Genomic DNA, 26,947 nt, shown 5'->3' on the forward strand with positions numbered 1-26,947 from the left:
ACATGTTGGGCATCAGTGGATGGGAATTCCTCATCCTCGCTGTGCTGGCCGCAGCCCTGATCGGGCCGGACCGGTTGCCGGAGTATGTCGCCAAGCTGCGCACCTACATCCGCCAGATGCGGGACATGGCCGACGGCGCCAAGACGCAGCTGAAGGACCAGATGGGTCCGGAATTCCAGGACATCAACTGGCGGGCCTACGACCCGCGGCAGTACGACCCGCGCAAGATCGTCCGGGACGCGCTGTTCGACCCCGAACCCGACCCGGCCGCCGAGCTGGCCGGACCGGACGGCGTTGCCGCGCCGCAGGACTTCGCCACGCCGCCCCCGGCATACGACCTGCACAAGTTCGACCCGGACCGGGCCACCCCGTTCGACTACGACGCGACCTGACGCGCGCCTTCGCTCAGCGGCCGGTCGGGGTGAGGCCGAGCGACCGGCCGGACAGGCCGCGGGCGCGGGTGCCGAGCCCCTTGGCGATGCCGCGCAGGGCGACCGCGGCGGGGGAGTCGGGCTTGCCGAGCACGACTGGGGTGCCGGCGTCCGCGCCCTCGCGCAGGGTGACGTCGAGCGGGATCTGGCCGAGCAGCTCGACGGGCGCGCCGACCGACTTCGACAGCGATTCGGCGACCGCGGTGCCGCCGCCGCTGCCGAAGATCTCCTGACGGGTGCCGTCGGGCAGTTCCAGCCACGACATGTTCTCGATGACCCCGGCCACCCGCTGCTTGGTCTGCAGGGCGATGGCGCCGGCGCGCTCGGCGACCTCGGCGGCCGCCTGCTGCGGGGTGGTGACGACGAGGATCTCGGCGTTCGGGATCAGCTGCGCGACCGAGATCGCGACGTCGCCGGTGCCGGGCGGCAGGTCGAGCAGCAGCACGTCGAGGTCGCCCCAGAAGACGTCGGCGAGGAACTGCTGCAGCGCCCGGTGGAGCATGGGGCCGCGCCATACGACCGGCTGGTTGCCGGGCACGAACATGCCGATCGAGATGACCTTCACGTCGTGGCTGTCGGGCGGCAGGATCATGTCGTCGACCTGCGTCGGGCGACGCTCGACACCGAGCATGCGCGGCACCGAGAAGCCGTAGATGTCGGCGTCGACGACACCGACTTTCAAGCCCGAATCCGCAAGTGCCGCAGCGAGATTGACGGTCACCGACGACTTGCCGACGCCGCCCTTGCCGGATGCGACGGCGAAGACGCGGGTGAGCGAACCCGGCTTGGCGAAGGGGATCTCCTTCTCCGCCTGCCCGCCGCGCAGCTGGTCCTTCAGTGCCGCGCGCTGCTCGTCGGACATGACCCCGAGGCGCACCTCGACGTCGGTGACCCCCTCGACCTTGCCGACCGCTTCGGTGGTGTCGGTCTGCAGGCGGGTCTTCATCGGACAACCGGCGATGGTGAGCAGCACGGTCACGGTGACCTTGCCGCTGTCGCTGATGTCGACCGACTCGACCATGTTGAGCTCGGTGATCGGTCGCTTGATCTCGGGGTCCTGGACGGTCGCGAGCGCGTCGCGGACGGCGTCCTCGGAGGGAATCGGCATGTCTTCCATGGTAGGTCGCGGCATCAGCGACCGCGTCGGCCGGTCCGCGGCTCAGCCACTCGCCCCGGCCGACTCGTCCTCCGGCCGGTGCGCCCGCAGGTAACCGCGGTCCTCCATCTCGTCGAGCAGGGAGCGCAGCTCCGAGCGCACGAAGTCGCGGGTCGCGGTGTCCCGCATCGCGAGGCGCAGCGAGGCCACCTCCCGGGTGAGGAACTCGGTGTCGGCCAGGTTGCGTTCGTCGCGCGCCCGGTCGGATTCGATCGCGACCCGGTCGCGGTCGTCCTGGCGGTTCTGCGCGAGCAGGATGAGCGGAGCGGCATACGACGCCTGCAGGCTGAGGATCAGCGTCAGCAGCGTGTAGTTCTGCGCTCGCGGGTCGAACTGCGCGCTCGGCGGCATGAACGTGTTCCAGGCCAGCCAGATGCTCACGAACAGCGTCATCAACACGAGGAACTGCGCCGTGCCCATCCACCGGGCGAACGCCTCGCTCCACACCCCGAACGACTCCTGGTCGACGCGCGGTCGTGGCAGCAGACGGCGCACCGCCTCGCGCGGCTGGTCCAGGCGGGTCTCGCGGCCGCGGCGGCCGGCCTGCTCCTCGGCCATCAGACCGCCTTTCCGGTCGTCCGGGCGGCGTCACCGGCGCGCACGTCGTGACGCGCCTCGCGCCAGTCCTCGGGAAGGATGTGGTCCAGCACGTCGTCGACCGTCACCGCGCCGAGCAGCCGGCCCGGCTCGTCGACCACGGGCAGGCTGACCAGGTTGTAGGTCGCGAGCAGCCGCGTCACCTCGCCGAGCGGCGCGGAGTCGGCCACCGGCTCGATGGTCTTGTCGACGATCTGCCCCACCGGGGTGTGCGGCGGTTCGCGCAGCAGTCGCTGGGTGTGTACGACGCCGATGAACCGGCCGGTCGGGGTCTCCAGCGGGGGACGGCAGACGAACACCGCCGAGGCCAGTGCCGGGGCGAGCTCCTCCCGGCGTACGACGGCGAGCGCCTCGGCGATTGTCGCCTCCGGGCCGAGCACGACCGGCTCGGTGGTCATCAGACCACCGGCGGTGTTCTCGTCGTAGGTGAGCAGCCGGCGCAACGGAGCCGCCTCGTCGGGCTCCATCAGCTGCAGGAGCTGCTCGGCCTGGTCGGACGGCAGGTCCGACAGCAGGTCGGCCGCGTCGTCGGGCTCCATCGCCTCCAGCACGTCGGCCGCACGCTCGGTGTCGAGCCCGGCGAGGATCTCCACCTGGTCGTCGCCGGGCAGCTCCTCGAGGACGTCGGCGAGCTTGTTGTCGTCGAGCGCGGCGGCCACCTCGGCGCGCCGCTTGGGGTTGAGGTCATGGATCACCTCGGCCAGGTCGGCGACGCGCAGGTCGTCGTAGGTCTCGAGGAGACGCTCGGCGCTCTGCGCGGCCGCCTGCAGGTGCAGCCCGGTGACGTCGCGGGCGTCGACCAGCATGGTGCGGCCGGTGCGGCGTCGGGTGAGCCGGGACATCGCCGACGCCGAGCCGCCCGTCTCCCGGACGAACACCTTCACCAGCACCCAGTCGCGGCGGGCGTTCTGCTCGATCGCCACGTCCTCGACGACCCCGGTGAATTGCTCGCCGTCGGTGCGCACCTCGACCTGACGGTCGAAAAGCTCTGCCAGCACGAGAGTTTCGGAGGCGCGTTGCTCGAATCGGCGCATGTTGACCAGACCGGTGGTGATCACGGCACCGGCGTCGATGCTGGTCACCCGGGTCATCGGCACGAAGACCCGGCGCTTGCCCGGCACCTCGGTGACCAGGCCGATCGCCCGCGGCTGACTGCCGGCGAAGGTGACGACGACGTCCCGGACCCGGCCGACCCGGTCGCCGAGCGGGTCCAGCACGGTGAGTCCGGCGATTCTGGCGACGAAGACTCGGCTGCTCACCAGCAAAGATTAGCTAGTCCATCAGCTCGTCCATTAGCTAGACACGGTCTGCGCCTCGTCGTCCGTCTCGTGTGGTCCGGTCAGGTCGATCGACCACAGGGTGCACTCGGCCGCCCAGTGCTCGCGCAGGCCGCCCGGCGGGTTGTTCTGGCGCGCCGCCAGCAACGCGGTCGCGGCGTCCTCCCACGGCTCGGTCCCGGGCTGCAGCCGGACCGGCCAGGCGTCGACCGGGCCGACCGCCGCCCGGGTGTCCTTGTCGCGCAGGATCACCCGGATCGCCGGCGGAAGCTCCGGCACCGATTGCTCGCCGGGGCCGCCGACGATCAGGGCGGCGTCGGTCGCCGCGGCATACCAGACCGGCACCGTCTGCTCGTCGGGCAGGACCAGCCAGGCGACCTTGGACTTGGCCAGTGCCTTGGCAGTGGCTTCGCTCAGATCCGACATGGTGCCGACCCTATCGGCGGGCCCGGAAAGTGCCGCGCTGGACGATTGTCTGTGCATTGTCCGGCCCGCGTCGGCAGGTGCGGAAGAACTGGACTAGATTGAAGAGAACCTGCGGGCGGTGTCGCGCGTCTATTGCAGTAGATCGGCCGACCGTCCGGGGTGCCGATGTCGCCAGGGGAGGGGCTTTGGCGGCGCATTCATCACAAGGGGGAAACATCATGTCGCACATCGGACGACGCCAAGTGGTCGCCGGAGTCGCCGGCGCGGGCGCGCTCGGCGCGTTGGGCCTTGCCACCGCAGGTCATGCCGAAGCGGCCGGCCGGCCAACCATCCAGCTCGGCAGCACCGGCAGCAACGTCACCTATTTGCAGCAGCGCCTCAACTACGTGGGCTACTGGTGCGGCGGCGCGGACGGCGTCTTCGGCGCGCAGACCCAGCAGGCGGTCTATGCGCTGCAGAAGGCGTGGGGGCTCTACCGCGACGCCGTCGTCGGCCCGAACACCTGGGGCGTGGTCGGCTCCAATCAGCGCCGGCCGGCCCGCTACGGACCCGGCTACCGGATCGAGATCGACAAGGCGCGGCAACTGCTGCTCGTGGTGTGGGGCAACTCCGTGCGCTACACCCTCAACACCAGCACCGGATCCAACCAGCCGTTCTATTCGTGGGGCCGCTGGTACAACGGGCAGACGCCGAGCGGATCCTTCTCGGTCTTCCGCAAGGTGAACGGCTGGTCCAACGACGCGCTCGGATCGCTCTACCGGCCGCACTTCTTCAACGGCGCGATCGCCATTCACGGCGCGACCAGCATTCCGCCGTACAACGCCTCGCACGGGTGCTGCCGGCTGTCCACCTCGGCGCAGGACATGCTGATCGCGGGCGGCTACCTCACCATCGGCCGGTCGGTCGCGGTGTTCTAGTCGCCGGGCAGGAGCCTGGAAGAACCAGCACGCAATTGGGCGGCCGATCGATGCAACCGATCGGCCACCCGGCGCGTCTTGTTCATGTGGGCGCTCGGGGCGCCCACGTCACCCAAAGGTTCGGGGCCGCGGGTGGTATCAGGGGTAAGGAACGGCCGGGCCGGCGCCTTGGGGGAGCGCCGGACCGGCCGTTTCGTTCGTCCCGTGGCGGGTCCTGAAGCCGTCCCGGGGCGGTGCTTCCGGTGGTCAGCCCTTGGCCGCCTGTACCCGCGCCTGTACCCGCTCGATCCATGCCTCGACGTCGTCCGCGGTCCGCGGCAGGTGACCGGACAGCACGTCGTGGCCGTCCTCGGTGACCAGCACGTCGTCCTCGATGCGCACGCCGATGCCGCGCAACTCCTGCGGCACCAGCTCGTCGTCGGCCTTGAAGTAGAGACCGGGCTCGACCGTCAGCACCATGCCGGGCTCCAGGTCCGCGTCCATGTAGTCCTCGCGCAGGGCGAGCGCGCAGTCGTGCACGTCGATGCCGAGGTGGTGGCTGGTGCCGTGCACCATCCAGCGGCGGTGGAACTGCCCCTTCTCCGCGTCGAGGGTGAGCTCCAGGTCGACACCGTCGGGCAGCATGTCCCACTCGGCGATGTGCTCGGCGATGACCTTCATCGCGGCCGCGTGCACGTCGGAGAACTTGTTGCCGGGCTTGACCGCCTCGATGCCGGCCTGCTGCGCGGCGTACACCGCGTCGTACACCCTGCGCTGAGCCTCGCTGAACTTCCCGCTCACCGGCAGGGTGCGGGTGATGTCGGCGGTGTAGAGGGAGTCCAGCTCGACGCCGGCATCGATCAGCAACAGGTCCTCCTCGCGCAGGTCGCCGGTGTTGCGGGTCCAGTGCAGCGTGTTGGCGTGGTCGCCGGACGCGCAGATCGAGTCGTAGCCGACGCCGTTGCCCTCGTGGCGGGCGTAGAGGCCGAAGACGCCCTCCGCCCAGCGCTCGCCGCGCCCGCGGCGTACCGCCTCGGCCAGCTCGGAGATGACGGCCTCGAAACCGTGGCCGGTCGCCGCGACGGCCTGGCGCAGCTGCTCGATCTCGTACTCGTCCTTGACCATGCGCAGGGTCGACAGGAAACGCGCCAGCTCCTCGTCGGCCTCCGTGCGGGTCTCGGTCGCGTCCTGCGCCTCGCCCTCGGTCGCCCGGACCTGGTCGACCGTGGCGGTCACCTCGGCGTCGGCGTCGCGGACCACCCGCACCCCGATCTCACCGGCGTCCTTGGCGACCGCGTCGGCGAACTCGTCGAGATGTCGGGCGCTGATGCCGAACTCCGCCTCGACGTCCCCGAGCGTCGCCCGCGGGCCGACCCAGAACTCCCCGTAGCGGCCGTCGGCGAAGAAGTTGTCGGAGTCGCGCCCGGCGAGCGGCCGGAAGTAGACGACCGCGTCGTGACCGCCACCGTCACGGGGTTCGAGCACGAGCACGGCGTCCGGCTCGCGGTCGCTGCCGAAACCGGTCAAGTGCGCGAAGGCCGAGTGCGGCCGGAAGACGTAGTCGGTGTCGTTGCTGCGCACCTTCAGCCCACCGGCAGGTATGACGAGGCGTTCGCCCGGGAACTGCCGCGACACCTCGTCACGCCGCCGCGCCGCGTGGTCGGCCACCTGCGCCCGCTCCGGGCTCTGCGCCTCGCGCGGCGCCCACCCGGTGCGCATGTACTCCCGGAAGACGTCCGGCAACTGTTGACCTCGAACCTGCGACTTGGCTTGCTTCTCACTCACCACTTCATCGTCGCACGTGTGGCACAGATCACTGCTTCCAGGCCCAGGTGCCGAGGATCCCGTCGAGCGCCTGCGTCCCCTGGGCCGCGGCGGACTGTGCCGCGGTCAGGGTGATGGTGTAGATCTTCCCGCCGAAGATGACGACATATTGGGTCTGCGTCACCTTCGCGCCCTGTGCGGTGCGGTCGAATGAGTAACCGCGAGAAGGCAATCCGCCGACCGTCCGATCGGCGAGCTGCTTGATCGTGATGCCCTGCTGGCGCCAGCTGATCGCGGCCTGGCTGATCACGTCACCGAGATCGGGCAGCGTCTTGGGGGACTGCACGGTCACGCTCACGTTGGTGGTGACCTGGTCCTGCGCGCTCGGTGCCTGGATCGCGAGCACGGCCGGCGGGCGCTTGGCCGACTTCCAGCCGGTCGGCAGCACCACCGAGAACGACTTGTCGCTGCTCGCCGTGCTGCCGGTGGCCGCCGACGTCACCGGCGACGGGCCGGGCGACGAACTGATCGTGGTCGCCACCGGCGGGGTGCTGCTCGATGTCGCGGCCGACCCCGAACCACCGGAGCATCCCGTCAGGCCCGTCACGCCCGCGAGCAGGAGGACCAGGGTCACGGGACGGCGTCGGTGCATCACGGGCACTCACCTTACGAGGGCGGTGGCGCGCCTCCGCCGTGCGACACGGGGCCGTCGAAGAAGCGGGTGCTGCGGCGCTGCCAGAGCAACGCGACCACGAGCAGACCGACCACCGCGGTGAGCGACTGCACCGCCGCCATGGCGGCGACACCACGGGTGACCATGCCGATCGCGAGCAGCACGTTGAGCACCGCCAGCACGGTCGCCACGATGCGGGTCCACGGTCGCCCGGACCGCAGCAGTAGAGCCATCACCAGCCACAACACCGCGGCCACGATCGCCATCGTGAGGAAGCCGTTGCCGGCCAGGTCGGCGGCCCGCCGCACCTCCGCCGCGTCGAGCCGGTCCCCGGCCGGGCGCGACGCGTTGGACTCGCGCAGGCTGTCCCGGATCGCACCCCGGGACCCCGCGGTCACCGCGATGCCGACCACCGCGAGGGCGGCCGCGGCATACATCAGCCGCAGGGCGTTGACCACCGGCCGCGGCGGAGACTTGCGCGTCATGTGCACAGCCTGTCAGCAACCCGGCGCGCGGGCGGCGAACGGCACCGACACCGCGCGGTCGATAGGGTTTCGCGGGTGCTGCTCTCGGTCCTCAACTTCGCCGGCATCGCGGTCTTCGCGGCGTCCGGTGCGCTGCTCGGCGTGCGCCGGCGGCTGGACCTCTTCGGCATCTGGGTCGTCGCGGTGCTCACCGGCGTCGGCGGCGGCGTGGTGCGCGACGTCTTCCTCGGCATACACCCGCCGACGGCCATCGAGGACTGGCGCCTCATCGCGACCGCGAGCGGCGCAGCACTCGTCGTCTTCGAGTTCCACCCGCAGTTCTCGGCACTGCGCCGCAGCGTGCTGATCCTCGACGCGCTCGGCATGGGGCTGTTCGCCTCCACCGGCGCGCTGACCGCGCTGCAGCACCACGCGAGCGGGTTCGCCGCCGTGCTGATCGGCATCACCACCGCGGTCGGCGGCGGTGTGCTGCGCGACGTGCTGGTCAACGAGGTCCCGCTGCTGGTCCAGCAACGGGACCTCTATGCCGTGCCGGCGATGGCCGGCGCCACCGTCCTGGTGCTGATGGAGCACACCGGCATCAGCGACGGACAGTCGCTCATCTTCGGGACTGTTCTTGCCTCGGGCTTCCGGTTGATTGCGCTGAGACTGGACTGGCGGTTGCCGCTGGCGCCCGACCGTTGAACCCGGCGTCCGCCCGACCGTCAGCACACCTCCGGGCCTGGGCTAGATTCGCCGCGTGCGCATCGACCTGCATACCCATTCCACCCAGAGCGACGGGACCGAGGCCCCGGCGCAGCTGATGCGGTCCGCGGCCGACGCCGGCCTGGACGTCGTTGCGCTCACCGACCACGACACCACCCGCGGCTGGGGCGAGGCGGCGCGCGCGGTGCGCGAGGTCGGGGTCGCACTGGTGCCGGGCATCGAGATCTCCTGCGCCGTCGACGGCATCAGCGTGCACCTGCTCGGCTACCTGGTCGACCCGCTCGACGCCGCACTGCTCGGCGAACTCGAGCACGCCCGCGCGTCCCGTCGTACCCGCGCGCAGCGGATGGTCGAGCGACTGGCTCCGGACACCGGGCTCACCTGGGCCGACGTGCAGGAGCAGTTCGGCGCCGAGACGACGATCGGCCGGCCGCACATCGCCGACGCGCTCGTCGGCCGCGGCGTGGTGGCCTCCCGTGACGAGGCGTTCGCGTCCTACCTGGCGAGCGGGTCGAAGTATCACGTCTCGCACTACGCGCCCGACCCGGCGTTCGCGACCCGGCTCGTCCGGGCGGCGGGCGGGGTGCCGGTGATGGCGCACCCGTTCGCGGGCGCTCGCGGGCGGGTCGTCGACGACTCGGTCATCGAGCGTATGGCGGACGCCGGCCTCGCCGGGCTGGAGGTGCACCACCGGGACCACTCCGACGCCGAGGTCGGCGCCGGACTTGGCCTCGCCGAGCGGCTGGGACTGCTCGTCACCGGGTCGAGCGACTACCACGGCACCGGCAAGCAGAACGAGCTCGGCGAGAACACCACGTCGCCGGAGGTCTTCGAGGCGATCGTCGCCGAGGCGACCTCGGGCACGCAGGTGATCCGGCCCTAGGCATCGGCCGGAAAGAGTCCGGAAGAGTCCGGAAAAGACCCTGGAAACGAGGATGGCCGCCGGCACACCCCTGGAGGTGCCGGCGGCCGGTTACCCCTTGGCCCGCTCGCACCCCCTTGACCCCGTGAGGGGTCGTTACGAACGTTAATCCCATGGTGCCGGTCGGCTGACCAGGAGGCCATCGGACTCGGGCCGAGGTTTCCCGGACCGGTCCTAAGACCAAGTCCTAGTCCCGTCGGTCCGCCTTCGGATTAATTGTTCGGATTAATCGTCCTGCTGGTCGGCCATCCCGAGGGTCCACGCGATCGCCGAGCGCTGCGCCACGCCGAGCTTGCGCAGCACGTTGCCGACGTGCGTCTTGACCGTCTTCTGGGAGATGTGCAGCCGGTCGGCGAGCTCGGCATTGCTCAGCCCCTCGCGGGCGATGAGCTCGGCGATCTCCGCCTCGCGGCTGGTCAGCCCCGCCTTCGGGTCCGGCCCGTCCGGTGCCTTGCGCTGGAGCCGGCCGACCAGGTCACCGATCTCGATCTGCAGCTCCTCGCAGAGCAACTGCAACCGGCCGGTGTCCTCCACCATCGCCGGGCTCTGTGAGGTGGCCTTGTCGGCGAGCGCCCGGATCGCGTTGTGCAGCCGGTCCAGCCGCACGTTCACCTCGCCGATCAGGTCGAGCTCATTGCGCAGGTCGGCGCTGTTCAGCTCCGGGTAGATGCTGTAGAGGTCGAGCTGGTCGCGCTCCGCGGCGTCTCGGGCGAACGAGTGCATCAGCGCCCTCGCGAGCCAGTCCAGCGCGCGCACGACCTGGTCGTCATACACGTCGGGCTCGAGGCTCTGGATGCTCATCAGCCCGGCGACGTCACCACTGCCGGTGTCGAACAGCGGCACCACCACGGCATCGTGCGACACCTCGGTCTCGTCGCCGAACGGGATCGCGTTGGCGAGCCGGGCGCCGTTGTCGTCCTGGTAGCGGTAGGGCCGTTTGCTGGCCCGGACCCAATAGGACACGCCCTGCTTGCTGAACACGCCGATGTCGGGGCTGATGAACTCGTCGTGGTCGTAGATGTACGGGATGAAGAGGGTGTCCTCGTCCCGGTAGAAGCCGATGTAGAAGCTGTCCACCCGGGTGAGAGCGGAGATCGTGGTCCGGCAGATCGCGTAACGCGTCGCGTGCCGGCCCCGCTCGGCCGTGCGCAGTCGGATGTCGGCTCCACGGAGTCGTTCCACGAATTCGGCGTCGAACCCGGGTTGGACCGCTTCCATGGCGCCCGGCGTCAGCCCTGCTCGGCGCGCGGCGTGCCGCTGGAGCCGCCGCGGGTGCGGCGGCGACGGCGCGGCGCGCGGGTGGCGCGGCCCTCGGACGGGGTATGACGGGAGCCCTCGCCGGCAGAGTTGTCCCCGCCGCGCCGGCCGCCGCCGGACCGGCCACCACCGCGCGAGCCGGACGCGCCGGAGCGCCCGCGACCGCCGCCGCCCTTGGGGGCCCGCTTGCCGGTCTCGCCGAGATCTTCGAGCGACTCCGCGGTCAGCCCGGCGCGGGTGCGCTCGGAGCGGGGCAGCGTGCCGGTGGCCGACGACGGGATGTCGAGGTCGGCATAGAGGTGCTCGGACGCGGAGTAGGTCTCCGGCGGCTCGGGGATGCCGAGGTCGAGCGCCTTGTTGATCAGGCCCCAGCGGGACAGGTCGTCCCAGTCGACGAAGGTGACCGCGACGCCGGTGTTGCCGGCGCGGCCGGTGCGCCCGATGCGGTGGACGTAGGTCTTCTCGTCCTCGGGGCACTGGTAGTTGATGACGTGCGTGACGTTCTCCACGTCGATGCCGCGGGCGGCGACGTCGGTCGCCACGAGGGTGTCGACCTTGCCGGTGCGGAACGCCCGCAGCGCCTGCTCGCGCGCGCCCTGGCCGAGGTCGCCGTGGATCGCGGCCGCGGCGAACCCGCGGCTGGTCAGCTCGTCGCTGACCTTGGCGGCGGTGCGCTTGGTGCGGGTGAAGATGATTGTCAGGCCGCGGTCGCGAGACTGCAGGATGCGGGAGAGCATCTCGACCTTGTCGAGCGCGTGCGCCCGGTAGACGAACTGCTCGATGGCCTTGACGGTGTGGCCGTCGTCGCCCTCCTCGTTCATCGCCCGGATGTGCGTCGGCTGGGTCATGTAGCGGCGGGCGAGCGTGACGACGGCGCCCGGCATGGTGGCCGAGAAGAGCATGGTCTGCCGCGACGCGGGCGTCTGGGCGAGCAGCTTCTCGACGTCGGGCAGGAAGCCGAGGTCGAGCATCTCGTCGGCCTCGTCGAGGACGACCGACTTCACGTAGGACAGGTCGAGGTGGCCCTGCGCGGCCAGGTCGAGCAGGCGCCCGGGGGTGCCGACGACGATCTCGACGCCCTTCTTCAGCTGCTCGATCTGCGGCTCGAACGCGCGGCCGCCGTAGATGGTCGCCACCCGGATGCCGCGACGCTTCGCGGCGGTCGACAGGTCGCCGGCGACCTGCACGGCGAGCTCACGGGTCGGCGCCACGGCCAGCGCCTGCGGCTTGCCCGGGGCGGGCAGGTCGGCGAAGCCGGGGTCGTTCGGGCCGACCGAGCGGTGCAGCATCGGCACCGCGAAGCCGAGGGTCTTGCCGGTGCCGGTCTTTGCCTGGCCGATGATGTCGTGCCCGGCGAGCGCGACCGGCAGGGTCATCGCCTGGATCGGGAACGGATGCTTGATGCCGGCGTCGGAGAGCGAGGCGACGATGTCGTCGTGCACGCCGAAGTCGGCGAACGTCTGCTCGGGTGCCTGCTCGGGAGTCTGTTCAGAAGCCTGCTCAGGTGCCTGGTCGGCGACCTGCTCAGGGGCGGCGGTGGCGGTTTCGGTGATCTGTTCTGACATTCGCTTTCGAAGATTCCTATCGGCGGGCCCCGAGTGCTGCGGCGGCCGGTGGCCGGGCACGCGCGGGGCGCATGGGTGAAGCGGAGCCGATCGGATTTCTTCGTGCGGACCTTCGGGGCGAAGACCGCGATCAAGCCATGTCGTGTGCCGACCGGGCACCGTCGTGACGGAGGTGTCGCGGGGCAGTCTATCCTCATTCGCCTCCCGGGTCGGACCGTTACCATCTGCGCCATGTCCGATGCCGGCTCCGCCCCCGCACCTCGCACCCCCAGAGCGCGCACGGAGGAGGACCTCGCCGACCCGGCGTACCGTCGCGGCGTCGCCGCTCTCCTCGGAGTCCTCGCGTATGGCGAGCTCACCGGCTTCTTCACCATCGCGCAGGAGGCGGCCTTCGCGCCGCGCTCGACCGACAAGGAGTCGCTCGCCCGGGTCGCGACCGTCGAGTTCGCGCACTACGAGGGCCTCGCCGCCCGGCTGCGCGAGCTGGGTGTCGACCCGCACGAGGCGATGGCGCCCTTCACCACCGCCATCGACGAATGGCACCGCCGCGCGACGCCGTCGGACTGGCTCGAGGCCTTGATGAAGGTGTATGTCGGCAACTCCATCGCGACCGACTTCTACCGCGAGGTCGCCGACTACGTCGATCCGGCGACCCGCGGGCTGGTGCGCGACGTGCTCGAGGACGGTGGCCAGGTGGAGTTCGCCGCGGGTGAGCTGCGGCGGGCGATCGCCGCCGACGCGAAGGTCGCCGGCCGGCTCGCGCTCTGGGGCCGGCGGATGGTCGGCGAGGCGCTCTCGCAGGCGCAGCGGGTGGCGGCGGACGACGACGATCTGATGGCGCTCTTGGTAGACGACGGCTCCGGCTACGGGCTGGACCTCGGCGGCTGGATGCACATGTTCACCCGCATCACCGACGCGCACACCGCGCGGATGGAGTCGCTCGGCCTGTCCGCCTGAGTGGCGCGGGGCAGCTGACCGACGCGGGACGTCCGGGAGTTGCGGATACGACGAAGCCCACGACCGGATCGGTCGTGGGCTTCGTCGTACTGACGCGCTGCGGTCAGCGAGTGACCTGCCGGCGGCCGGTCATGTTGCCGTAGATCACGATGATGACGGCGGCGAAGATGATGCCGACGATGAACGGGATCCAGGCGAAGCCGCTGGCGTTGCGGTAACCGATCAGGCCGACGACCAGGCTGGCCAGCAGCGAGGCGACGATGCCGATGACGATCGTCATCACGACCGAGATGTTCTGCTTGCCGGGCAGCACGAGGCGAGCAAGCGCACCGATGATGAGACCACCGATGATTGCGCCGATAATTGCGCCGATCATGAGTTCTGCTCCTAACGTTTCCCCAAGGCCGCGCCGGGGGTGCGCGGCCAATCGATGAGACTTTGCCCCTTCGGAGGCCACCTTCGCAACATTTCCGGTGGGCGCGGCGAATATCGGTTCGATAAACCACCCCTACGGGTGAACAATGTGTGCATAACAGGAGAGCGGGCCATTTTCCGGCCGATCCGGGCGCCCCGGACAATCCAGGGGACGCCGATACCGGCGGTGGCGCGGGCGTAGGCCGAGAGGCGGACGGGGGTCGGGCCGGACTCAGACCAACGGCGGATGCGCGGCCAGGGTCGACCGGGGCAGGATCAGGGTCGACCCGCATGGCCGCGGCGCGGCGTCGCCGCCATAGTCGTATCGACCAGCCGGCTCCACGGGTAGAAGTGTGTTGCGAAGTCCATCGGGGAAAGGAACCTCATGTCCCACTCAGCAGGTGCGCCGTTGACCGCCGTACCGCCGCAGGCGAACGCGGCCGCGTCCGCCACGAAGCTGGTGAAGACCTACGGCAAGGGCGAGACCACCGTGCACGCGTTGCGTTCGGTGTCGGTCGACTTCACCGCGGGGGAGTTCACCGCGATCATGGGGCCGTCCGGCTCTGGCAAATCGACCCTCATGCACTGTCTCGCCGGGCTCGACACCGCGACCAGCGGCGAGGTGCGGATCGGTGACATCGATCTGACCGGCCTCAACGACAAGCAGATGACCAAGCTGCGGCGGGACCGGATCGGCTTCGTCTTCCAGGCGTTCAACCTGGTGCCGACCCTCACCGCGCGCGAGAACATCACCCTTCCCCTCGACATCGCCGGCCGCAAGGTCGACAAGCAGTGGATGGACATGGTCGTCGACCGGCTCGGGCTGGGCGACCGGCTCGGTCACCGGCCGAGCGAGCTGTCCGGCGGTCAGGTGCAGCGCGTCGCCTGTGCCCGCGCCCTCGTGGGCCGGCCGCAGATCATCTTCGGCGACGAGCCGACCGGCAACCTCGACTCGCGGTCCTCCGGAGAGGTGCTGTCGATCCTGCGCCGGTCGGTGGACGAGTTCGACCAGACTGTGGTGATCGTGACGCACGACCCGCGCGCTGCGTCATACGCCGACCGGGTGGTGTTCCTCGCCGACGGTCAGATCGTGAGCGATCAGCGGGGCCTTTCCGGCGACGACATCTTCGAGTACATGAAGCACCTGGACGAGCCGGCCGCGCAGGCCGGCCCCGCACCGCACGACGCGGCACCGTCCGGCCCCGAGCAGGCGGGCTGAACCATGGCCAACACCATGCGCAAGGTCTCCTTGCGGAACCTGGCGGCGCACAAGCTGCGTCTCGCCCTGACCGTGCTGTCGGTGGTGCTCGGCACGTCCTTCGTCGCCGGCTCGCTGATCTTCACCTCCACGATGTCCAACTCCTTCAACGGGATCTTCGACCAGGTCGCGGTCGGGGTCGACACCCAGATCAGCCCCAAGTCGGGCGGCAACGAGGGCGGCGGCTTCGGCGGATCGGGCACCCTCGGCGTGCCGAACTCGGTGGTGCGCACCATCGAGCAGGACAAGGCGCAGCTCGGGGTCGTCAAGGTCGTCACCGCCTACAGCGGCGGCATGACCATCGCCGACGCCAAGGGCAAGGCGATCCAGACCGGCGGCGCGCCGAGCGTGGGCGCCAACTGGGTCCCCGCCGAGCAAGGGCTCGACCCGAACGGCGCTAAGATCGTGCCCGGAGGCCGCGCTCCGAACGGCCCGAACGAGGCTGTGCTCAACGAGAGCGCCGCGAAGAAGGCCGGCCTCGCGGTCGGCTCCCGCACCAAGGTCGTGGTCAACAGCGGCACCGCCAAACCCTTCGAGGTGACGGTCGTCGGCCTGATGGACATCCCGGGCGACGCCTCCGGCTACACCGAGATGGACTTCGACACCGCGACGGCGAGGACGTTGTTCAGCGACGGGTCGCACGTGGCCAACGTGCAGCTCGGGGCCGCGCAGGGCGTGAGTGCCGATCAGCTGAAGCAGCGGATCGAGCAGCGCTTCCCGGCGTACAAGGTGCAGACCGGCGACGAGGTGCGGCAGGAGAACAAGGACGCGGTCAACTCGTTCCTGCAGATCTTCAACTACATCCTGCTCGCCTTCGCCGCGATCGGGCTGATCGTCGGCACGTTCATCATCTACAACACCTTCTCGATGATCGTCGCGCAGCGGGTGCGTGAGCTCGCGCTGCTGCGCGCGATCGGGGCGGCGCGCAAGCAGATCACCCGGTCGGTGCTGTTCGAGGCCTTCGTCGTCGGGCTCATCGGCTCGGTCATCGGCCTGGTCATCGGCGCCGGGCTCGCCATCGGGTTGCAGCAGCTGCTCGCCAGCACCGGCTCCGGGCTGCCGTCCGGTGGTCTGGTGGTCGGCCCGACCCCGATCATCGCCTGCCTGGCGGTCGGCATCATCGTCACGATGGTGAGCGCCTGGGCGCCGGCCCGGCGCGCCTCCAAGGTGGCGCCGGTCGAGGCGATGCGCGAGAGCCAGACCGACGGCTCGGCCTCGCTCAAGGTGCGCACCCTGATCGGTGCTGTGCTCGCCGTGCTCGGCGTCGCGCTGCTCGTGATCGGTGCCCAGGGCAAGGGCGGGGGCCCGGCCGGCCAGGTCGGACTCGGCGCGGTGCTGCTCATCCTCGCGGTGGTCTTCGCGGCCCCGGCGCTGTCGCGTCCTGTCATCGGGCTACTCGGCCTGGTGCTCGCCCGGCCGTTCGGCAAGCTCGGCCAGCTGGCGCGCACCAACTCCATCCGCAACCCCCGGCGCACGGCCGCGACCGCGTTCGCGCTGACCCTCGGCCTGATGCTGGTCGCGGTGATCGGCACGCTCGGCTCGTCGTTCAAGGCCACCATCGACAAGGCCGTCAGCAACGACGTGAAGGCGCCGATCATCGTCACCGGGTCCGGTGGCAGCGGCGCGCTGCCACCGACGGTCAGCGACGACATCGCCAAGGTCGACGGGGTCTCGAGCGTGGTCTCGATCCGCGGGGTCAACGCCAAGGTCGACGGCAAGGACGTCACCGGCAACTCACCGCGCGGTGACCTGAGCTCGGCGGCCAACTTCCACCTGGTGTCCGGCACCGACAAGCTGCCCGCCGACGGGCTGCTCGTCTCGGACAAGACCGCGCGGGAGAAGGGCTGGACCCTCGGCAAGACGGTCACCTTCGAGGGCAAGTTCGGCGGCTCGGCGCCGGCCAAGGTGGTCGGCGTCTACAAGAGCGCCGCGCTGCTCGACCCGTGGCAGCTGGGCAGTGGCGCCTACGAGAAGCTGACGCCGCCGCGGCTGCGGGCCGACTTCGTCGACCTGGTGCAGCTCAAGGACGGCGCCGACAGCAGCGCCGTGCAGACCGGCATCGAGGACGCGACCGCGGACTTCCTCACCGTCAAGGTGCAGACCCGCGCGGAGTTCGCCAACTCGCAGGCCGCGACGATCAACCAGATGCTGACCGTGCTCTACGGCATGCTCGGCCTGGCGTTGCTCATCGCGATCCTCGGCATCATCAACACGCTGGCGCTGTCGGTGGTCGAGCGCAAGCGCGAGATCGGGATGCTGCGGGCGGTCGGCATGCTGCGCAAGCAGGTGCGCCGCACGATCTACCTGGAGTCGATGCTGATCTCCATCTTCGGCGCGCTGCTCGGCATGGTGATCGGCGTCGCGATCGGCTGGTGCCTGGTGCGCACCTTCCGTGAGTGGCTCACCGGCATACAGCCTGAAATCCCTTGGGGCACCATCGCATTCACCCTCGTCGCCGCGGCGGTGTGTGGTGTGCTGGCGGCCCTGTGGCCCGGCATCCGGGCGGCGCGCACCAAGCCGCTGGAGGCCATCGCCGACCTGTAACTCGGGCGCGCAGAAGGCGCCGGCCGGATCCTCGGGGGACCCGGCCGGCGCCTTGCTGTTGCGGGATTGCTCAGGCTGCCGGATAGGACGCTGCGGCGACGACCGTGGGACGGCTGCGCCGCGGCGAGCCTGCGAGCGCGGCGCCAGCCGGCGCACGCGAGGAGCGCAGCAGAAGGCTCAGCCTCCGAGCTTGATTGGCGGCTTCCTCGCACTCCGCTCCGGCCGCGTGCTTCGCTCCTTCGTCGCTTCGCCCGCAACCTGCGCTGCGTGCTTCGTCAGCCGCCGAAACCGACGCGGCCGCGCTGCTCGCTGCCGATGTCGATGTAGCCGAGCACGTTGGCCGGCACGATGACGGTGTGGCCGCGCTCGTCGGTGAGTTCGAGCGGCTCACCGGAGGAGAGCGCCTTGCTCACCAGGGTGCGCACCTCGTTCGGCGGCTGGTTGGACTCGATGACGACTTCGCGGGCGACGTGCTGAACGCCGATCCTGACCTCCACGGGGGAGCTCCTTTGCATGGTGGCTTGCGATAGTTGCTGCACACGATACGAGCGCCCCGGGTATGACGCCCGGGCGGCTCAGTCCGTGCCGCTCTCCGGGTGCAACGGGAACCCGGCCAGACCGCGCCAGGCCAGCATCGAGACCAGACGCTCGGCCTCCTCGCGGGGGATCGTCTTCTCCTGCATCCAGTAGCGGGCGACGATCTGCGACATACCGACGGTGGCCACGCCCAGCAGGTGACTCTGCTCCGACGGCAGCTCGGTGTCCTCCTGGATCACCTTGGTGACGGCGTCGGCGCATTCGGCGCCCATCTGCTGCACCCGCTGCGCGACCGCCGGCTCACCCAGCAGGTCGGACTCGAAGACCAGCCGGAAGGCCGCGTCCTCGCGCTCCACGAAGGAGAAGAACGCGCCGACGGCGGCCGCCACGCGCTGCTTGTTGTCGGTGGTGGAGGCGATCGCCTCGCGGACCAGCGCCGGCAACTCGGTGGTGTATTGGTCGATCAGCGCCAGGTAGAGGTCGAGTTTGCCCGGAAAGTGCTGGTAGAGCACGGGTTTGCTGACGTGCGCGCGCTCGGCGATCTCGTCCATCGCGGCGGCGTGATAGCCGTACTCGACGAACACCGACTGGGCGGCCTCCAACAACTGCGCGCGCCGCGCGGACCGCGGCAACCGGCCACCGCGCACACCGGTGTCGGGAACACTCACTTCAGGCTCCTTACGTGCACGGGCCGCGTGAGGGCGACCCATCCCGGCATCCTATGGCCAGGACTACGCTTCAGTAGCGTGACCCACCCCGCAGAGTTACGCGCCGGTACGCCGCCGGACCGCCCGGACGCGCATCGCTACGCCCGGCATCTGCTCCTGCCCGAACTCGGTATGACGGGGCAGGACCGCCTCGGCCGGGCCCGCGTGATCGTCGTGGGCGCAGGCGGATTGGCCGCTCCAGTGCTGTCCTACCTGGCCGCCGCCGGGGTCGGCCGGTTGACCGTGATCGACGACGACGCGGTCGACCTCAGCAACCTGCAGCGCCAGGTCATCCACCGCACCGAGGACGTCGGCGTGTCGAAGGTCGAGTCCGCCGTGCGCGCGGTGCACGACCTCAACCCGGACATCGAGATCGTCGGCGTGCCCGAACGACTGACCGCCGACAACGCGCTGCCGCTCTTCGCCGAGCACGACCTGGTCGTCGACGCCACCGACAATTTCGCGACCCGCTACCTCGTCGGCGACGCGTGCGTGCTGCTCGGGCTGCCGCTGGTCTGGGGTTCGATCCACCGCTTCGACGGCCAGGTCACGGTCTGGTCGTATGACGAGGGCCCCTGCTACCGCTGCGTTTTCCCGCAGCCACCACCGGCCGGCGCGGTGCCGTCGTGCGCCGAGGCGGGCGTGCTCGGCGCCCTGCCCGGGGTCGTCGGCGCGATGCAGGCGACCGAGGCGGTCAAGGTGCTGCTGCGGATGGGGGAGCCGCTCGCCGGACGGCTCATGCTCTACGACGCCCTGCGCGCGGCCTGGTCGAGCGTGCCGGTCCGGCGCGACCCGGAGTGCGCGGTCTGCGGCGCGCACCCGACGATCACCACCCTCACCGAGAGCGCGGCGTCGTGCGAGATGCCCGCGGCGGAGGACGGCGAGGCCGTGCCCGAGATCGGCGCCCGGGCGCTCGCGGGCCTCGTCGCGACCGGCCACCCGCCGGTCGTGGTGGACGTGCGCACCGACGCCGAGCGCGAGATCGCGCGACTGCCCGTCGGCATACACGTCCCGATCGAGACGCTGCGGGACGGCACCGGCCTGGCCCGGCTCGACGCCGTGGACGCCGACACCGTCTTCTACTGCAAGGGCGGCACCCGCTCGGCCGAGGCGGTGCGGCTGGTGCGTGACGCGACCGGTGTGCAGGCGCGGTCGCTCGCGGGCGGCATCCTGGCCTGGATCGACGACGTCGACCCGACACTGGCGCGCTACTGATGGCGCACGTTCACCAGCTGCCCGACCTCGCCGATGCGGTGCTCGAGGTGGTCGACCGGGTGCCGGCCGGGCGGGTGGTGACCTATGGCGACATCGGCAAGGTCGTCGGGGCCGGTCCGCGGCAAGTCGGGCACGTGATGTCGGAGTACGGCTCGCTGGTCACCTGGTGGCGGGTGCTGCGCGCCGACGGGCGCCCGCCGCAGTGCAACGAGGACGAAGCGCTCGCGCGTTACCGCGAGGAGGGCACGCCGCTCACCGGCACGTTCCTGGACCGGGTCGACCTGCGGCGGGCCCGGTTTCCGCTGACCGCGGACTAGCGCTCGCCCGGCGGGGGTGGTCGCATTTCTCGACCCTCGGCATACGAACACGCCGGGAAAGTTGCGATCGTCGGCGTGTCCGTATGCCGAGGGTCGACTTTTGCCTGAGTGCGGCTGCGGATCGCGGATCGTCGCGTCGGCGTGTTCGTATGCCGAGGGTCGACTTTTGCGCGGGCTGACGACTGTCGGCGCGACGTGATGGGATGACGACGTGCTGAACCTGCGACGTGCGCCCGACGTGTCGGCGAGCCCGCCGCTGCTGGACGACGTGCAACAGCGGGTCCGCGACAGCACCGACCGTGCGCTCGTGGTGCACGGGGCGCCCGGCACCGGCAAGTCGACGGTCGCCGTCGAGGCGGTGGTCGCCGCCGTCGAGCGCGGGCTGCGACCCGACGAGTGCGTGCTGCTCGCGCCCACCCGGCTGGCGGCCGCGGCGCTGCGCGACCGGGTCACCGCCCGGCTGCAGGGCACCTCGACCGAGCCGCTCGCGCGCACCCACCAGGCGCTCGGTTTCGGCATCCTGCGACGGCACGCGGCCCTGCTCGGCGAGCCGGCGCCCCGGCTGCTGTCCGGTCCGGAGCAGGACGTGGTGCTGCGCGAGTTGCTGGCCGGTCACGCGGCCGGCGACGGCATACCACCGCAGTGGCCCGACTTCGTCCGGGAAGCGTTGCCCACCAGGGGTTTTCGGGCCGAGCTGCGCGACCTGCTGATGCGCGCGGTCGAGTGGGGGCTGAGCGCGGACGACCTCGCCGCCCTCGGTGACGAGCACGGACACCCGCAGTGGCGCGCGGCGGCGAGCGTGCTCGACGAGTACGACCGGGTGACCGCGCTGTCGCGGCCCGGATCGTTCGACCCGGCGTGGATCCTGGGCGCGGCCGCCGACGTGCTCGAGCACGAGCCGGCCGAACTCGAGCGCCTGCAGCGCGAGATCCGGCTGATCGTGGTGGACGACGCCCACGAACTCACCCGTGCGGCCGCCCGGCTGCTCGACCTCGTCGTCGCCGAGGACACCCGCGTGGTGCTGATCGGCGACCCGGACGCGACCGTGCAGGGCTTCCGCGGCGCCGACCCGCTCGTCTTCGGTGCGCTCGGCGAGCGGCTCGGCGCGGCGGACCGTCTCGTGCTGCCGATCGGGCACCGTCAGCCGGAAGCCCTGCGGGCTGCCGCGACCCGGGTCAGCGAGCGCATCGGCGCGGTCGCGGGGGCGGAGCACCGACAGATCGAGTCGCGGCCGGGCGGAGTGGTGGACGTCGCGCTGCTGCGCGCGGCGCCGCAGGAGGCGGCGCACATCGCCGCCGAGTTGCGGCGCGCGCACCTGGCCGGCGGGGTGCCGTGGTCGCAGATGGCGGTCATCGTGCGCGGTCAGGCGCGTGCCGGATCGCTGCGCCGGGCGCTCGCCGCGGCGGGCGTCCCGGTCACGTCGCCGCCGACGGTCGTGCCGCTGCGCGAGGAGCCGGCGGTGCGACCGTTCCTCGCCCTGCTCGAGACCATCGGCGCGATGCTCGCCGACGACCCGCAGCCGATCTCCACCGAGACCGCGATCGACGTGCTGACCTCACCGCTCGGTGCCGCCGACTCGGTCTCGCTGCGCCGGCTGCGGCGCGCGCTGCGGGCCCAGGAGATCGCCACGGACGGGTCGCGCTCGTCTGACGAGCTGCTCTGCGCGGCGGTGATCGACCTGCCGTGGCTGCAGTTGCTCGGGCCCGAGGCGGCGCCGGCCCGCCGGGTGCACGCGGTGCTGCGTGCCGGCTTCGAGGCCGCCGCTGACCCCGACGGCACCGCCGAGACCGTGCTCTGGCAGATGTGGGAGGCGTCCGGACTGGCGCAGCCGTGGGCGGAGACCGCGCTCGGCGGCGGGGTCACCGGCGCCCGGGCCGACCGCGACCTCGACGCGATCGTGGCGCTCTTCGGCGCGGCGGCCGCTTACGTCGACCGGCTGCCCGGCTCCAGCCCGCTCGGTTTCCTGGAGCACATCCGCGGCCAGGACGTGCCCGGCGACCGGCTGGTCGCCGCCGCCCCCGACGACGAATCCGTCGCCCTGCTCACCCCGCAGGCGGCTGCAGGCAGGGAGTGGCAGTTTGTGGTCGTCGCCGGGGTGCAGGAGGGCGTCTGGCCGGACCTGCGCCTGCGCGGTTCGCTCCTCGGCTCCGAGCGGCTGGTGGATGTCCTTGCGCAGCGCGGGGATTCGCTGCGCGCGGCGCAGACGGCGGTCCGGTATGACGAGACGCGCCAGTTCCTCGTCGCGATCAGCCGGGCGCGGGAGCGACTCCTCGTGACCGCGGTGCGCAGCGAGGACGAGCAGCCGTCGCCATACCTCGATCTGGTGGACCCACTCGACGGGCACGGCGCGACCGACCCCGACGCGCTGCGCGAGCTCACCGAGGTGGCCCGGCCGATGACGCTGTCGGCGGCGGTGGCCGAGCTGCGGCGCGAACTCGCGATCGGCGACGACGAACACCGGCAGCAGGCGGCGCTGCGACTCGCGCGACTCGCGGCCGAAGGTGTGCCCGGCGCCGACCCGGAGCGGTGGTGGGCGATGCGCGAGCTGTCCGACGACCGGCCGCTGCGTGCCGACGACGTCAACGTGCAGGTATCCCCTTCTCGCGTCGAGGGATTCGGCACCTGCGGGCTCAATTGGCTGCTCACAACCGCGGGCGGCGACGGCCCCGACGTCGGTGCCGCGTCGCTCGGCACGCTGGTGCACGAGATCGCCCAGGAGTTCGCCGACAGCGACCCCGACGCGATGGCCGCCGAACTCGACCGACGGTGGGCGCGGCTCGGTCTGGGGGACACCTGGGTGTCGGAGCAGAAGCGCACCCTCGCCCACCAGATGCTCGGGCGGCTCACGTCATACCTGGACGAGGCGAAGGCGCAGGGCTGGGAGCCGGCCGGTGTCGAGGTCGGCTTCCGCGCGCTCGTCGGCCGGGCGTTGCTCACCGGCCGGGTCGACCGGCTCGAGCAACGCGACGGCAAGCTGCGGGTCATCGACCTCAAGACCGGCAGCACCAAACCGCCCGCCGCGGACCTGCCCGGCAACCCGCAGCTCGGCAGCTACCAGGTGGCGATCGCCGAGGGCGCCTTCCCGCAGGGTGACCAGTCCGGCGGCGCCGCCCTGGTGCAGATCGGCAAGGCCGCCACCAGGACCGTGGTCACCCAGGTGCAGGAGCCGCTCGCCGACCAGGAGGAGCCGCGCTGGGCCTACGACCTGCTCGCCGACACCGCCGAGCGTATGGCGGGAGCCACGTTCACGGCGCGGCTGTCGACCCGCTGCGGCACCTGCCCCGTGCGGAAGTCGTGCCCCCTCCAGCCCGAGGGCAACGTCCTATGAGCACCCCGCGAGGTTCGGTTCCCCCGCTGAACGAGGCGGCCCACCAAAAGCGTTACAGCGCAGTAGAAATCGCGCAGGCGCTCGGGCAGCCGCGACCGACCGACGAGCAGATCGAGGTCACGCAGGCGCCGGCCGACAAGCCACTGCTCGTGGTCGCCGGTGCGGGGTCCGGCAAGACCGAGACGATGGCCGCGCGCGTGGTCTGGCTGGTCGCCAACGGACACGTCCAGCCCGACGAGGTGCTCGGCCTCACCTTCACCCGCAAGGCCGCGAGCCAGCTCGCCGAGCGCATCGGGCAGCGACTGCGCCGGCTGCGTCGCGAGGGGCTGTGGACCCCGGTCACCGATGTCGACGGCACTCCGGCGCTGGACGACCTGCCCACTGTGCAGACCTACCACGCCTACGCCGGACGGCTCGTCGGCGAGCACGGGCTGCGGCTGGGCGTCGAGCCCGAGTCCCGGCTGCTGTCGGAGGCGGCCGCCTGGCAGCTCGCCTCCGAGGCCGTGCTCGGCTATGACGGGCCGATGGACCTGGTGGACAACGTCGACGCCAACGTCACCAGCGCCGTCGTCAGCCTGGCCGGTGAGATGGCCGAACACCTGGTCACCACCGATCAGCTCGCCGAATACCTCGACCAATTCCTCACCGACACACAGCAATTGCCGCCGTCCGGCCGGCTCACCGTCACCAGCGAACCGCACGGCAAGGTCATCTCCGCGCTCGCCAAACGTCGGCAGATCGTGCCGATCGTGCAGCGCTACCAGGAGCTGAAGCGACGACGCACCGCACTCGACTTCGCCGACCAGATGGCCCTGGCCGCGCAACTCGCGAGGACCTACCCGCAGCTCGGCGGCCTGGAGCGTCGGCGGTTCCGGGCAGTGCTGCTCGACGAGTTCCAGGACACCAGCGAGGCGCAACTGGTGCTGCTGCGCTCGCTGTTCGCGGGGGGCACGGACGGGCCGACCGATCCGGCCCACCCTGGCGACCCGGCCCACCTGGACAACCCGGCCGACGCCGTCCGCGTCACCGCGGTGGGCGACCCGCACCAGTCCATCTACGGCTGGCGGGGTGCCAGCGCGACGACGCTCGGCAGCTTCCCGGAGCTCTTCGCCGACTCGGACGGGCCGGCGAAAGTGCTTCCGCTGTCGACAAGTTGGCGCAACGACGAGTCGATCCTCGCCGCTGCCAACCGGGTCGCGGCGCCGCTTCGGGAGGAGAGCCGGGTGCCGGTCGAGACGCTCCGTCCGCGGCCCGGCGCGGGGGAGGGCGTGGTCAGCGCGGCGCGACTGGTCGACCAGGAGGCGGAGGCGGCATACGTCGCCGACTGGATCGCGGAGCGGCACACCGACACCGACGGCGAGTGGACCGGCCGCACCGCCGCGGTGCTGTGCCGCAAGCGCAGCGGCTTCGTGCCGGTGGTGGAAGCGCTGCGCGCCCGCAGCATCCCGGTCGAGGTGATCGGTGTGGGCGGTCTGCTCACCACGCCTGAGGTCGCCGACATCGTGAGTTTGCTGTGGGCAGTGCAGGATCCGACGCGCGGCGACCAGCTGATGCGGCTGCTCACCGGCCCGGCGGTGCGCCTCGGAGCGGCTGATCTCGACGGGCTCGGGGAGTGGGCCCGGACCATCGAGCAGCGCGACCGACCGCCCGTGCAGCGAGAGCAGGCGGACATCGAGAGTGAGACCCGTGACCGCGCGTCGATCATCGAGGCGCTCGAAGAACTGCCCGACGAGGACTGGCGCGGGCCGGCCGGGCAACGCATCGGCGCGGCCGCGCTGGGCCGACTGCACGGGCTTGGCAGGACGATCAAGCGGCTGCGCTCGCTGACGGGTCTGCCCCTCAGCGAGCTGGTCGTCGAGGCCGAGCGCGCGCTCGGCCTCGACATCGAGGTCCTCGCCATACCTGGTCAGACGCCGGAGACCGCCCGCGTGCACCTCGACGGATTTGCAGAGGTGGCAGCGAGTTTCGCGGCAGCGGCCGATCGGCCGACACTCGGTGGTTTCCTCGACTGGCTGGCCGCGGCCGAGCGTGAGGAGCGCGGTCTGGACCGGCCCAGCCTGGAGGCCGAGGCCCGAGCGGTGCAGGTGCTGACCGTGCACGCCGCCAAGGGGCTGGAGTGGGACCTGGTGGCGGCGCCCGGCATGGTCGAAGGCACCTTCCCGAGCCATTCGGGTGCGGTGACCTGGCACGAGGAGCTGCACGGCTGGAAGATCAGCGCCGACGGGCTGCCCGGCGATCCGAGCAGCTGGCAGGTCAATTCGGCCGAGTGGACCGGCGGACTCGACGGCGTGCCGTTCGACCTGCGCGGCGACGCGGAGGGTCTGCCGCAGCTGCGGTGGGCGGAGGCGAGCGACGCCCGCGAGCTGAAGGAGGCGGTGCTGGAGTTCCGGGCCGCGGCGGGCGCGCACGATCTCGACGAGGAGCGTCGTCTGGCGTATGTCGCCTTCACTCGCGCGCGGTCGGAGCTGTTGCTCACCGCCTCGGTCTGGTCGACCGCGGCCACACCGCGGATCACCTCGCGCTATCTCACCGAACTCGTGGACGCCGGTCTGCTGCAACTGGATCCGGCCGAGCCGATGCCCGAGCCGCCGCCAGGGGAGAAGAAGGTCGCCGACCCCAGGGGTGACGAGGACGCGACCGCGAGCTGGCCGGCTGATCCGCTGGCCCACCGGCGCGGGCAACTTGCCGACGGCGCGCTCCGGGTGCGCGAGGCGATCTCCGCGGGCACCGGACCGGATCTGCTGCCCCTCGACGAACGTGACCAGGAGATCGACCTGCTGCTCATCGAGCGAGACCGAGCGCGACGGCGCGAGCAGCGCCCGGTGCAGTTGCCGCGGCACCTCTCGGCATCGCAGGTCGTCGCGCTTGCCGACGACCCGGTGGAGTTTGCACGGCAGATCCGCCGGCCGCTGCCGTCGCCGCCCGCGCTCGCCGCCCGGCGGGGCACGGCCTTCCACGCCTGGATCGAGCAGCACTACGCGCGGGCGGCGCTCGTCGACGTGCTCGAGCTGCCCGGTGCCGCCGACGAGGACGCCGACGACGGTGCCGACCTGGAGACGCTCAAGGAGCACTTCCTCGCCTCGGAATGGGCCGCGCGCACCCCTGAGGAGATCGAGGTCGCGGTCGAGACCTGGATCGACGGCATCTCGGTGCGCGGCCGCATCGACGCGGTGTTCCGCCGGCCCGACGGAGGCTACGTCATCGTCGACTGGAAGACGGGGCAGCGGCCGCACGGCGCGCGAGCGGCGTCACGGGTGCTGCAGCTCGCGGCATACCGCCTCGCCTTCGCGCGCCTCCGCGGGGTGCCGACCGATCAGGTCGACGCCGCGTTCTACTACGCCGCGAGCGGGGAGACCGTCTGGCCCGACCTGCCGCCCGACGACGCGATCGCCCAGTTGCTGGAGGAGATTCCCGGCTGACGGGCGTGCGTAGGTCGCGATCGTCGCGACTTGTGCACGGTGCGGGCGGGTTCGGCGTGCGTAGCCCGCGATCGTCGCGACTTGTGCACGCTGCGGG

23 protein-coding genes are annotated in these 26,947 nt (G+C 71.3%); 11 read left to right on the forward strand and 12 right to left on the reverse strand.

The annotated features are described in order from the left end of the window. Nucleotides 1–2 precede the first annotated feature (2 nt). A complete protein-coding gene (locus HJ588_RS07745; protein ID WP_171153679.1) occupies nt 3–392 on the forward strand; it encodes a twin-arginine translocase TatA/TatE family subunit in 390 nt (129 codons plus the stop codon). A 13-nt stretch (nt 393–405) separates the two neighbouring features. Here HJ588_RS07745 and HJ588_RS07750 read toward each other — a convergent pair whose 3' ends face one another. The 4 genes from HJ588_RS07750 to HJ588_RS07765 are packed head-to-tail and all read right to left on the reverse strand — an operon-like array spanning nt 406 to nt 3,887. Continuing rightward, nucleotides 406–1,539, reverse strand: coding sequence for an Mrp/NBP35 family ATP-binding protein (locus tag HJ588_RS07750; RefSeq protein ID WP_171153682.1), 1,134 nt, complete (start codon nt 1,537–1,539; stop codon nt 406–408). Between the two features lie 51 nt (nt 1,540–1,590). Continuing rightward, complete coding sequence (locus HJ588_RS07755; RefSeq protein WP_171153684.1) at nt 1,591–2,145, reverse strand: DUF1003 domain-containing protein; 555 nt, start codon at nt 2,143–2,145, stop codon at nt 1,591–1,593. Further along, entirely contained in the window at nt 2,145–3,449 is a 1,305-nt protein-coding gene (locus HJ588_RS07760) for a magnesium transporter MgtE N-terminal domain-containing protein (RefSeq protein WP_171153687.1), read from the reverse strand. The genes HJ588_RS07755 and HJ588_RS07760 overlap by 1 nt, the downstream gene beginning before the upstream one ends. Nucleotides 3,450–3,476: 27 nt before the next feature. After that, on the reverse strand, nt 3,477–3,887 hold the full coding sequence (locus HJ588_RS07765; RefSeq protein ID WP_171153689.1) for a hypothetical protein: 411 nt from the start codon (nt 3,885–3,887) through the stop codon (nt 3,477–3,479). Between the two features lie 218 nt (nt 3,888–4,105). On the opposite strand from HJ588_RS07765, the gene HJ588_RS07770 reads away from it, so the two are divergent. Further along, on the forward strand, nt 4,106–4,804 hold the full coding sequence (locus HJ588_RS07770) for a L,D-transpeptidase family protein (protein ID WP_171153691.1): 699 nt from the start codon (nt 4,106–4,108) through the stop codon (nt 4,802–4,804). A 246-nt stretch (nt 4,805–5,050) separates the two neighbouring features. On the opposite strand, the gene HJ588_RS07775 is transcribed toward HJ588_RS07770, so the two are convergent. Genes HJ588_RS07775 through HJ588_RS07785 form a run of 3 tightly spaced genes read right to left on the reverse strand, consistent with a single transcriptional unit; the run spans nt 5,051 to nt 7,705 of the window. Continuing rightward, nucleotides 5,051–6,568 (reverse strand): aminopeptidase P family protein, encoded by a 1,518-nt coding sequence (locus HJ588_RS07775; protein WP_343036632.1) that lies wholly within the window; start codon nt 6,566–6,568, stop codon nt 5,051–5,053. Nucleotides 6,569–6,596: 28 nt separating this feature from the next. Then, nucleotides 6,597–7,181 (reverse strand): hypothetical protein, encoded by a 585-nt coding sequence (locus HJ588_RS07780; RefSeq protein WP_171153696.1) that lies wholly within the window; start codon nt 7,179–7,181, stop codon nt 6,597–6,599. A 32-nt stretch (nt 7,182–7,213) separates the two neighbouring features. Beyond that, a complete protein-coding gene (locus HJ588_RS07785) occupies nt 7,214–7,705 on the reverse strand; it encodes a hypothetical protein (RefSeq protein WP_171153698.1) in 492 nt (163 codons plus the stop codon). Nucleotides 7,706–7,780: 75 nt separating this feature from the next. On the opposite strand from HJ588_RS07785, the gene HJ588_RS07790 reads away from it, so the two are divergent. Then, nucleotides 7,781–8,389: a TRIC cation channel family protein gene (locus HJ588_RS07790; protein ID WP_171153700.1), complete on the forward strand. Its 609-nt coding sequence runs from the start codon at nt 7,781–7,783 to the stop codon at nt 8,387–8,389. 55 nt (nt 8,390–8,444) lie between these two features. Then, the gene (locus HJ588_RS07795; RefSeq protein WP_171153701.1) at nt 8,445–9,293 is read left to right on the forward strand and encodes a PHP domain-containing protein; all 849 of its coding nucleotides are present in this window, start codon (nt 8,445–8,447) and stop codon (nt 9,291–9,293) included. A gap of 264 nt (nt 9,294–9,557) precedes the next feature. Here the strand turns inward: HJ588_RS07795 and HJ588_RS19340 are convergent, their stop codons facing one another. Further along, nucleotides 9,558–10,514, reverse strand: coding sequence for a LuxR C-terminal-related transcriptional regulator (locus tag HJ588_RS19340; protein WP_343036633.1), 957 nt, complete (start codon nt 10,512–10,514; stop codon nt 9,558–9,560). A gap of 47 nt (nt 10,515–10,561) precedes the next feature. Next, complete coding sequence (locus HJ588_RS07805; RefSeq protein ID WP_171153704.1) at nt 10,562–12,154, reverse strand: DEAD/DEAH box helicase; 1,593 nt, start codon at nt 12,152–12,154, stop codon at nt 10,562–10,564. 231 nt (nt 12,155–12,385) lie between these two features. Here HJ588_RS07805 and HJ588_RS07810 point away from each other — a divergent pair, with 231 nt between their 5' ends. Continuing rightward, a complete protein-coding gene (locus HJ588_RS07810) occupies nt 12,386–13,111 on the forward strand; it encodes a ferritin-like fold-containing protein (protein WP_171153705.1) in 726 nt (241 codons plus the stop codon). A 103-nt stretch (nt 13,112–13,214) separates the two neighbouring features. Here HJ588_RS07810 and HJ588_RS07815 read toward each other — a convergent pair whose 3' ends face one another. After that, nucleotides 13,215–13,487 (reverse strand): GlsB/YeaQ/YmgE family stress response membrane protein, encoded by a 273-nt coding sequence (locus tag HJ588_RS07815; protein ID WP_171153707.1) that lies wholly within the window; start codon nt 13,485–13,487, stop codon nt 13,215–13,217. Between the two features lie 423 nt (nt 13,488–13,910). Between HJ588_RS07815 and HJ588_RS07820 the strand changes: the two genes are divergently transcribed. Further along, complete coding sequence (locus HJ588_RS07820; protein ID WP_171153710.1) at nt 13,911–14,744, forward strand: ABC transporter ATP-binding protein; 834 nt, start codon at nt 13,911–13,913, stop codon at nt 14,742–14,744. Between the two features lie 3 nt (nt 14,745–14,747). After that, entirely contained in the window at nt 14,748–17,327 is a 2,580-nt protein-coding gene (locus tag HJ588_RS07825; RefSeq protein ID WP_171153712.1) for an ABC transporter permease, read from the forward strand. Nucleotides 17,328–17,602: 275 nt separating this feature from the next. On the opposite strand, the gene HJ588_RS07830 is transcribed toward HJ588_RS07825, so the two are convergent. Both HJ588_RS07830 and HJ588_RS07835 read right to left on the reverse strand, forming a co-directional pair. Continuing rightward, nucleotides 17,603–17,824 carry a DUF3107 family protein gene (locus HJ588_RS07830; protein ID WP_171153714.1) on the reverse strand — a complete coding sequence of 74 codons (222 nt, stop codon included), beginning with the start codon at nt 17,822–17,824 and terminating at the stop codon, nt 17,603–17,605. Between the two features lie 78 nt (nt 17,825–17,902). Continuing rightward, entirely contained in the window at nt 17,903–18,532 is a 630-nt protein-coding gene (locus tag HJ588_RS07835) for a TetR/AcrR family transcriptional regulator (RefSeq protein ID WP_343036634.1), read from the reverse strand. 78 nt (nt 18,533–18,610) lie between these two features. On the opposite strand from HJ588_RS07835, the gene moeB reads away from it, so the two are divergent. The 4 genes from moeB (at nt 18,611) to HJ588_RS07855 (ending at nt 26,850) form a co-directional block, all read left to right on the forward strand. Then, nucleotides 18,611–19,786 (forward strand): molybdopterin-synthase adenylyltransferase MoeB, encoded by a 1,176-nt coding sequence (gene moeB, locus HJ588_RS07840; RefSeq protein WP_343036635.1) that lies wholly within the window; start codon nt 18,611–18,613, stop codon nt 19,784–19,786. Further along, entirely contained in the window at nt 19,786–20,103 is a 318-nt protein-coding gene (locus HJ588_RS07845; protein WP_171153718.1) for an MGMT family protein, read from the forward strand. Before moeB ends, HJ588_RS07845 begins: the two co-directional genes overlap by 1 nt. Before the next feature lie 211 nt (nt 20,104–20,314). After that, the gene (locus tag HJ588_RS07850; protein ID WP_343036636.1) at nt 20,315–23,431 is read left to right on the forward strand and encodes an ATP-dependent helicase; all 3,117 of its coding nucleotides are present in this window, start codon (nt 20,315–20,317) and stop codon (nt 23,429–23,431) included. Then, nucleotides 23,428–26,850 carry an ATP-dependent helicase gene (locus HJ588_RS07855; protein ID WP_171153721.1) on the forward strand — a complete coding sequence of 1,141 codons (3,423 nt, stop codon included), beginning with the start codon at nt 23,428–23,430 and terminating at the stop codon, nt 26,848–26,850. The genes HJ588_RS07850 and HJ588_RS07855 overlap by 4 nt, the downstream gene beginning before the upstream one ends. Nucleotides 26,851–26,947 lie beyond the last annotated feature (97 nt).

It is taken from the genome of Flexivirga aerilata, assembly GCF_013002715.1.
Taxonomy (GTDB): domain Bacteria; phylum Actinomycetota; class Actinomycetes; order Actinomycetales; family Dermatophilaceae; genus Flexivirga; species Flexivirga aerilata.

Coding starts and splice junctions, on each gene's coding strand:
- HJ588_RS07845 (WP_171153718.1), top strand. CDS start 19,786: ATGGCGCACGTTCACCAGCTGCCCGACCTCGCCGATGCGGTGCTCGAG.
- HJ588_RS07770 (WP_171153691.1), top strand. CDS start 4,106: ATGTCGCACATCGGACGACGCCAAGTGGTCGCCGGAGTCGCCGGCGCG.
- HJ588_RS07855 (WP_171153721.1), top strand. CDS start 23,428: ATGAGCACCCCGCGAGGTTCGGTTCCCCCGCTGAACGAGGCGGCCCAC.
- HJ588_RS07805 (WP_171153704.1), bottom strand. CDS start 12,154: ATGTCAGAACAGATCACCGAAACCGCCACCGCCGCCCCTGAGCAGGTC.
- HJ588_RS07785 (WP_171153698.1), bottom strand. CDS start 7,705: ATGACGCGCAAGTCTCCGCCGCGGCCGGTGGTCAACGCCCTGCGGCTG.
- HJ588_RS07815 (WP_171153707.1), bottom strand. CDS start 13,487: ATGATCGGCGCAATTATCGGCGCAATCATCGGTGGTCTCATCATCGGT.
- HJ588_RS07750 (WP_171153682.1), bottom strand. CDS start 1,539: ATGCCGATTCCCTCCGAGGACGCCGTCCGCGACGCGCTCGCGACCGTC.
- HJ588_RS07820 (WP_171153710.1), top strand. CDS start 13,911: ATGTCCCACTCAGCAGGTGCGCCGTTGACCGCCGTACCGCCGCAGGCG.
- HJ588_RS07755 (WP_171153684.1), bottom strand. CDS start 2,145: ATGGCCGAGGAGCAGGCCGGCCGCCGCGGCCGCGAGACCCGCCTGGAC.
- HJ588_RS07745 (WP_171153679.1), top strand. CDS start 3: ATGTTGGGCATCAGTGGATGGGAATTCCTCATCCTCGCTGTGCTGGCC.
- HJ588_RS07810 (WP_171153705.1), top strand. CDS start 12,386: ATGTCCGATGCCGGCTCCGCCCCCGCACCTCGCACCCCCAGAGCGCGC.
- HJ588_RS07825 (WP_171153712.1), top strand. CDS start 14,748: ATGGCCAACACCATGCGCAAGGTCTCCTTGCGGAACCTGGCGGCGCAC.
- HJ588_RS07765 (WP_171153689.1), bottom strand. CDS start 3,887: ATGTCGGATCTGAGCGAAGCCACTGCCAAGGCACTGGCCAAGTCCAAG.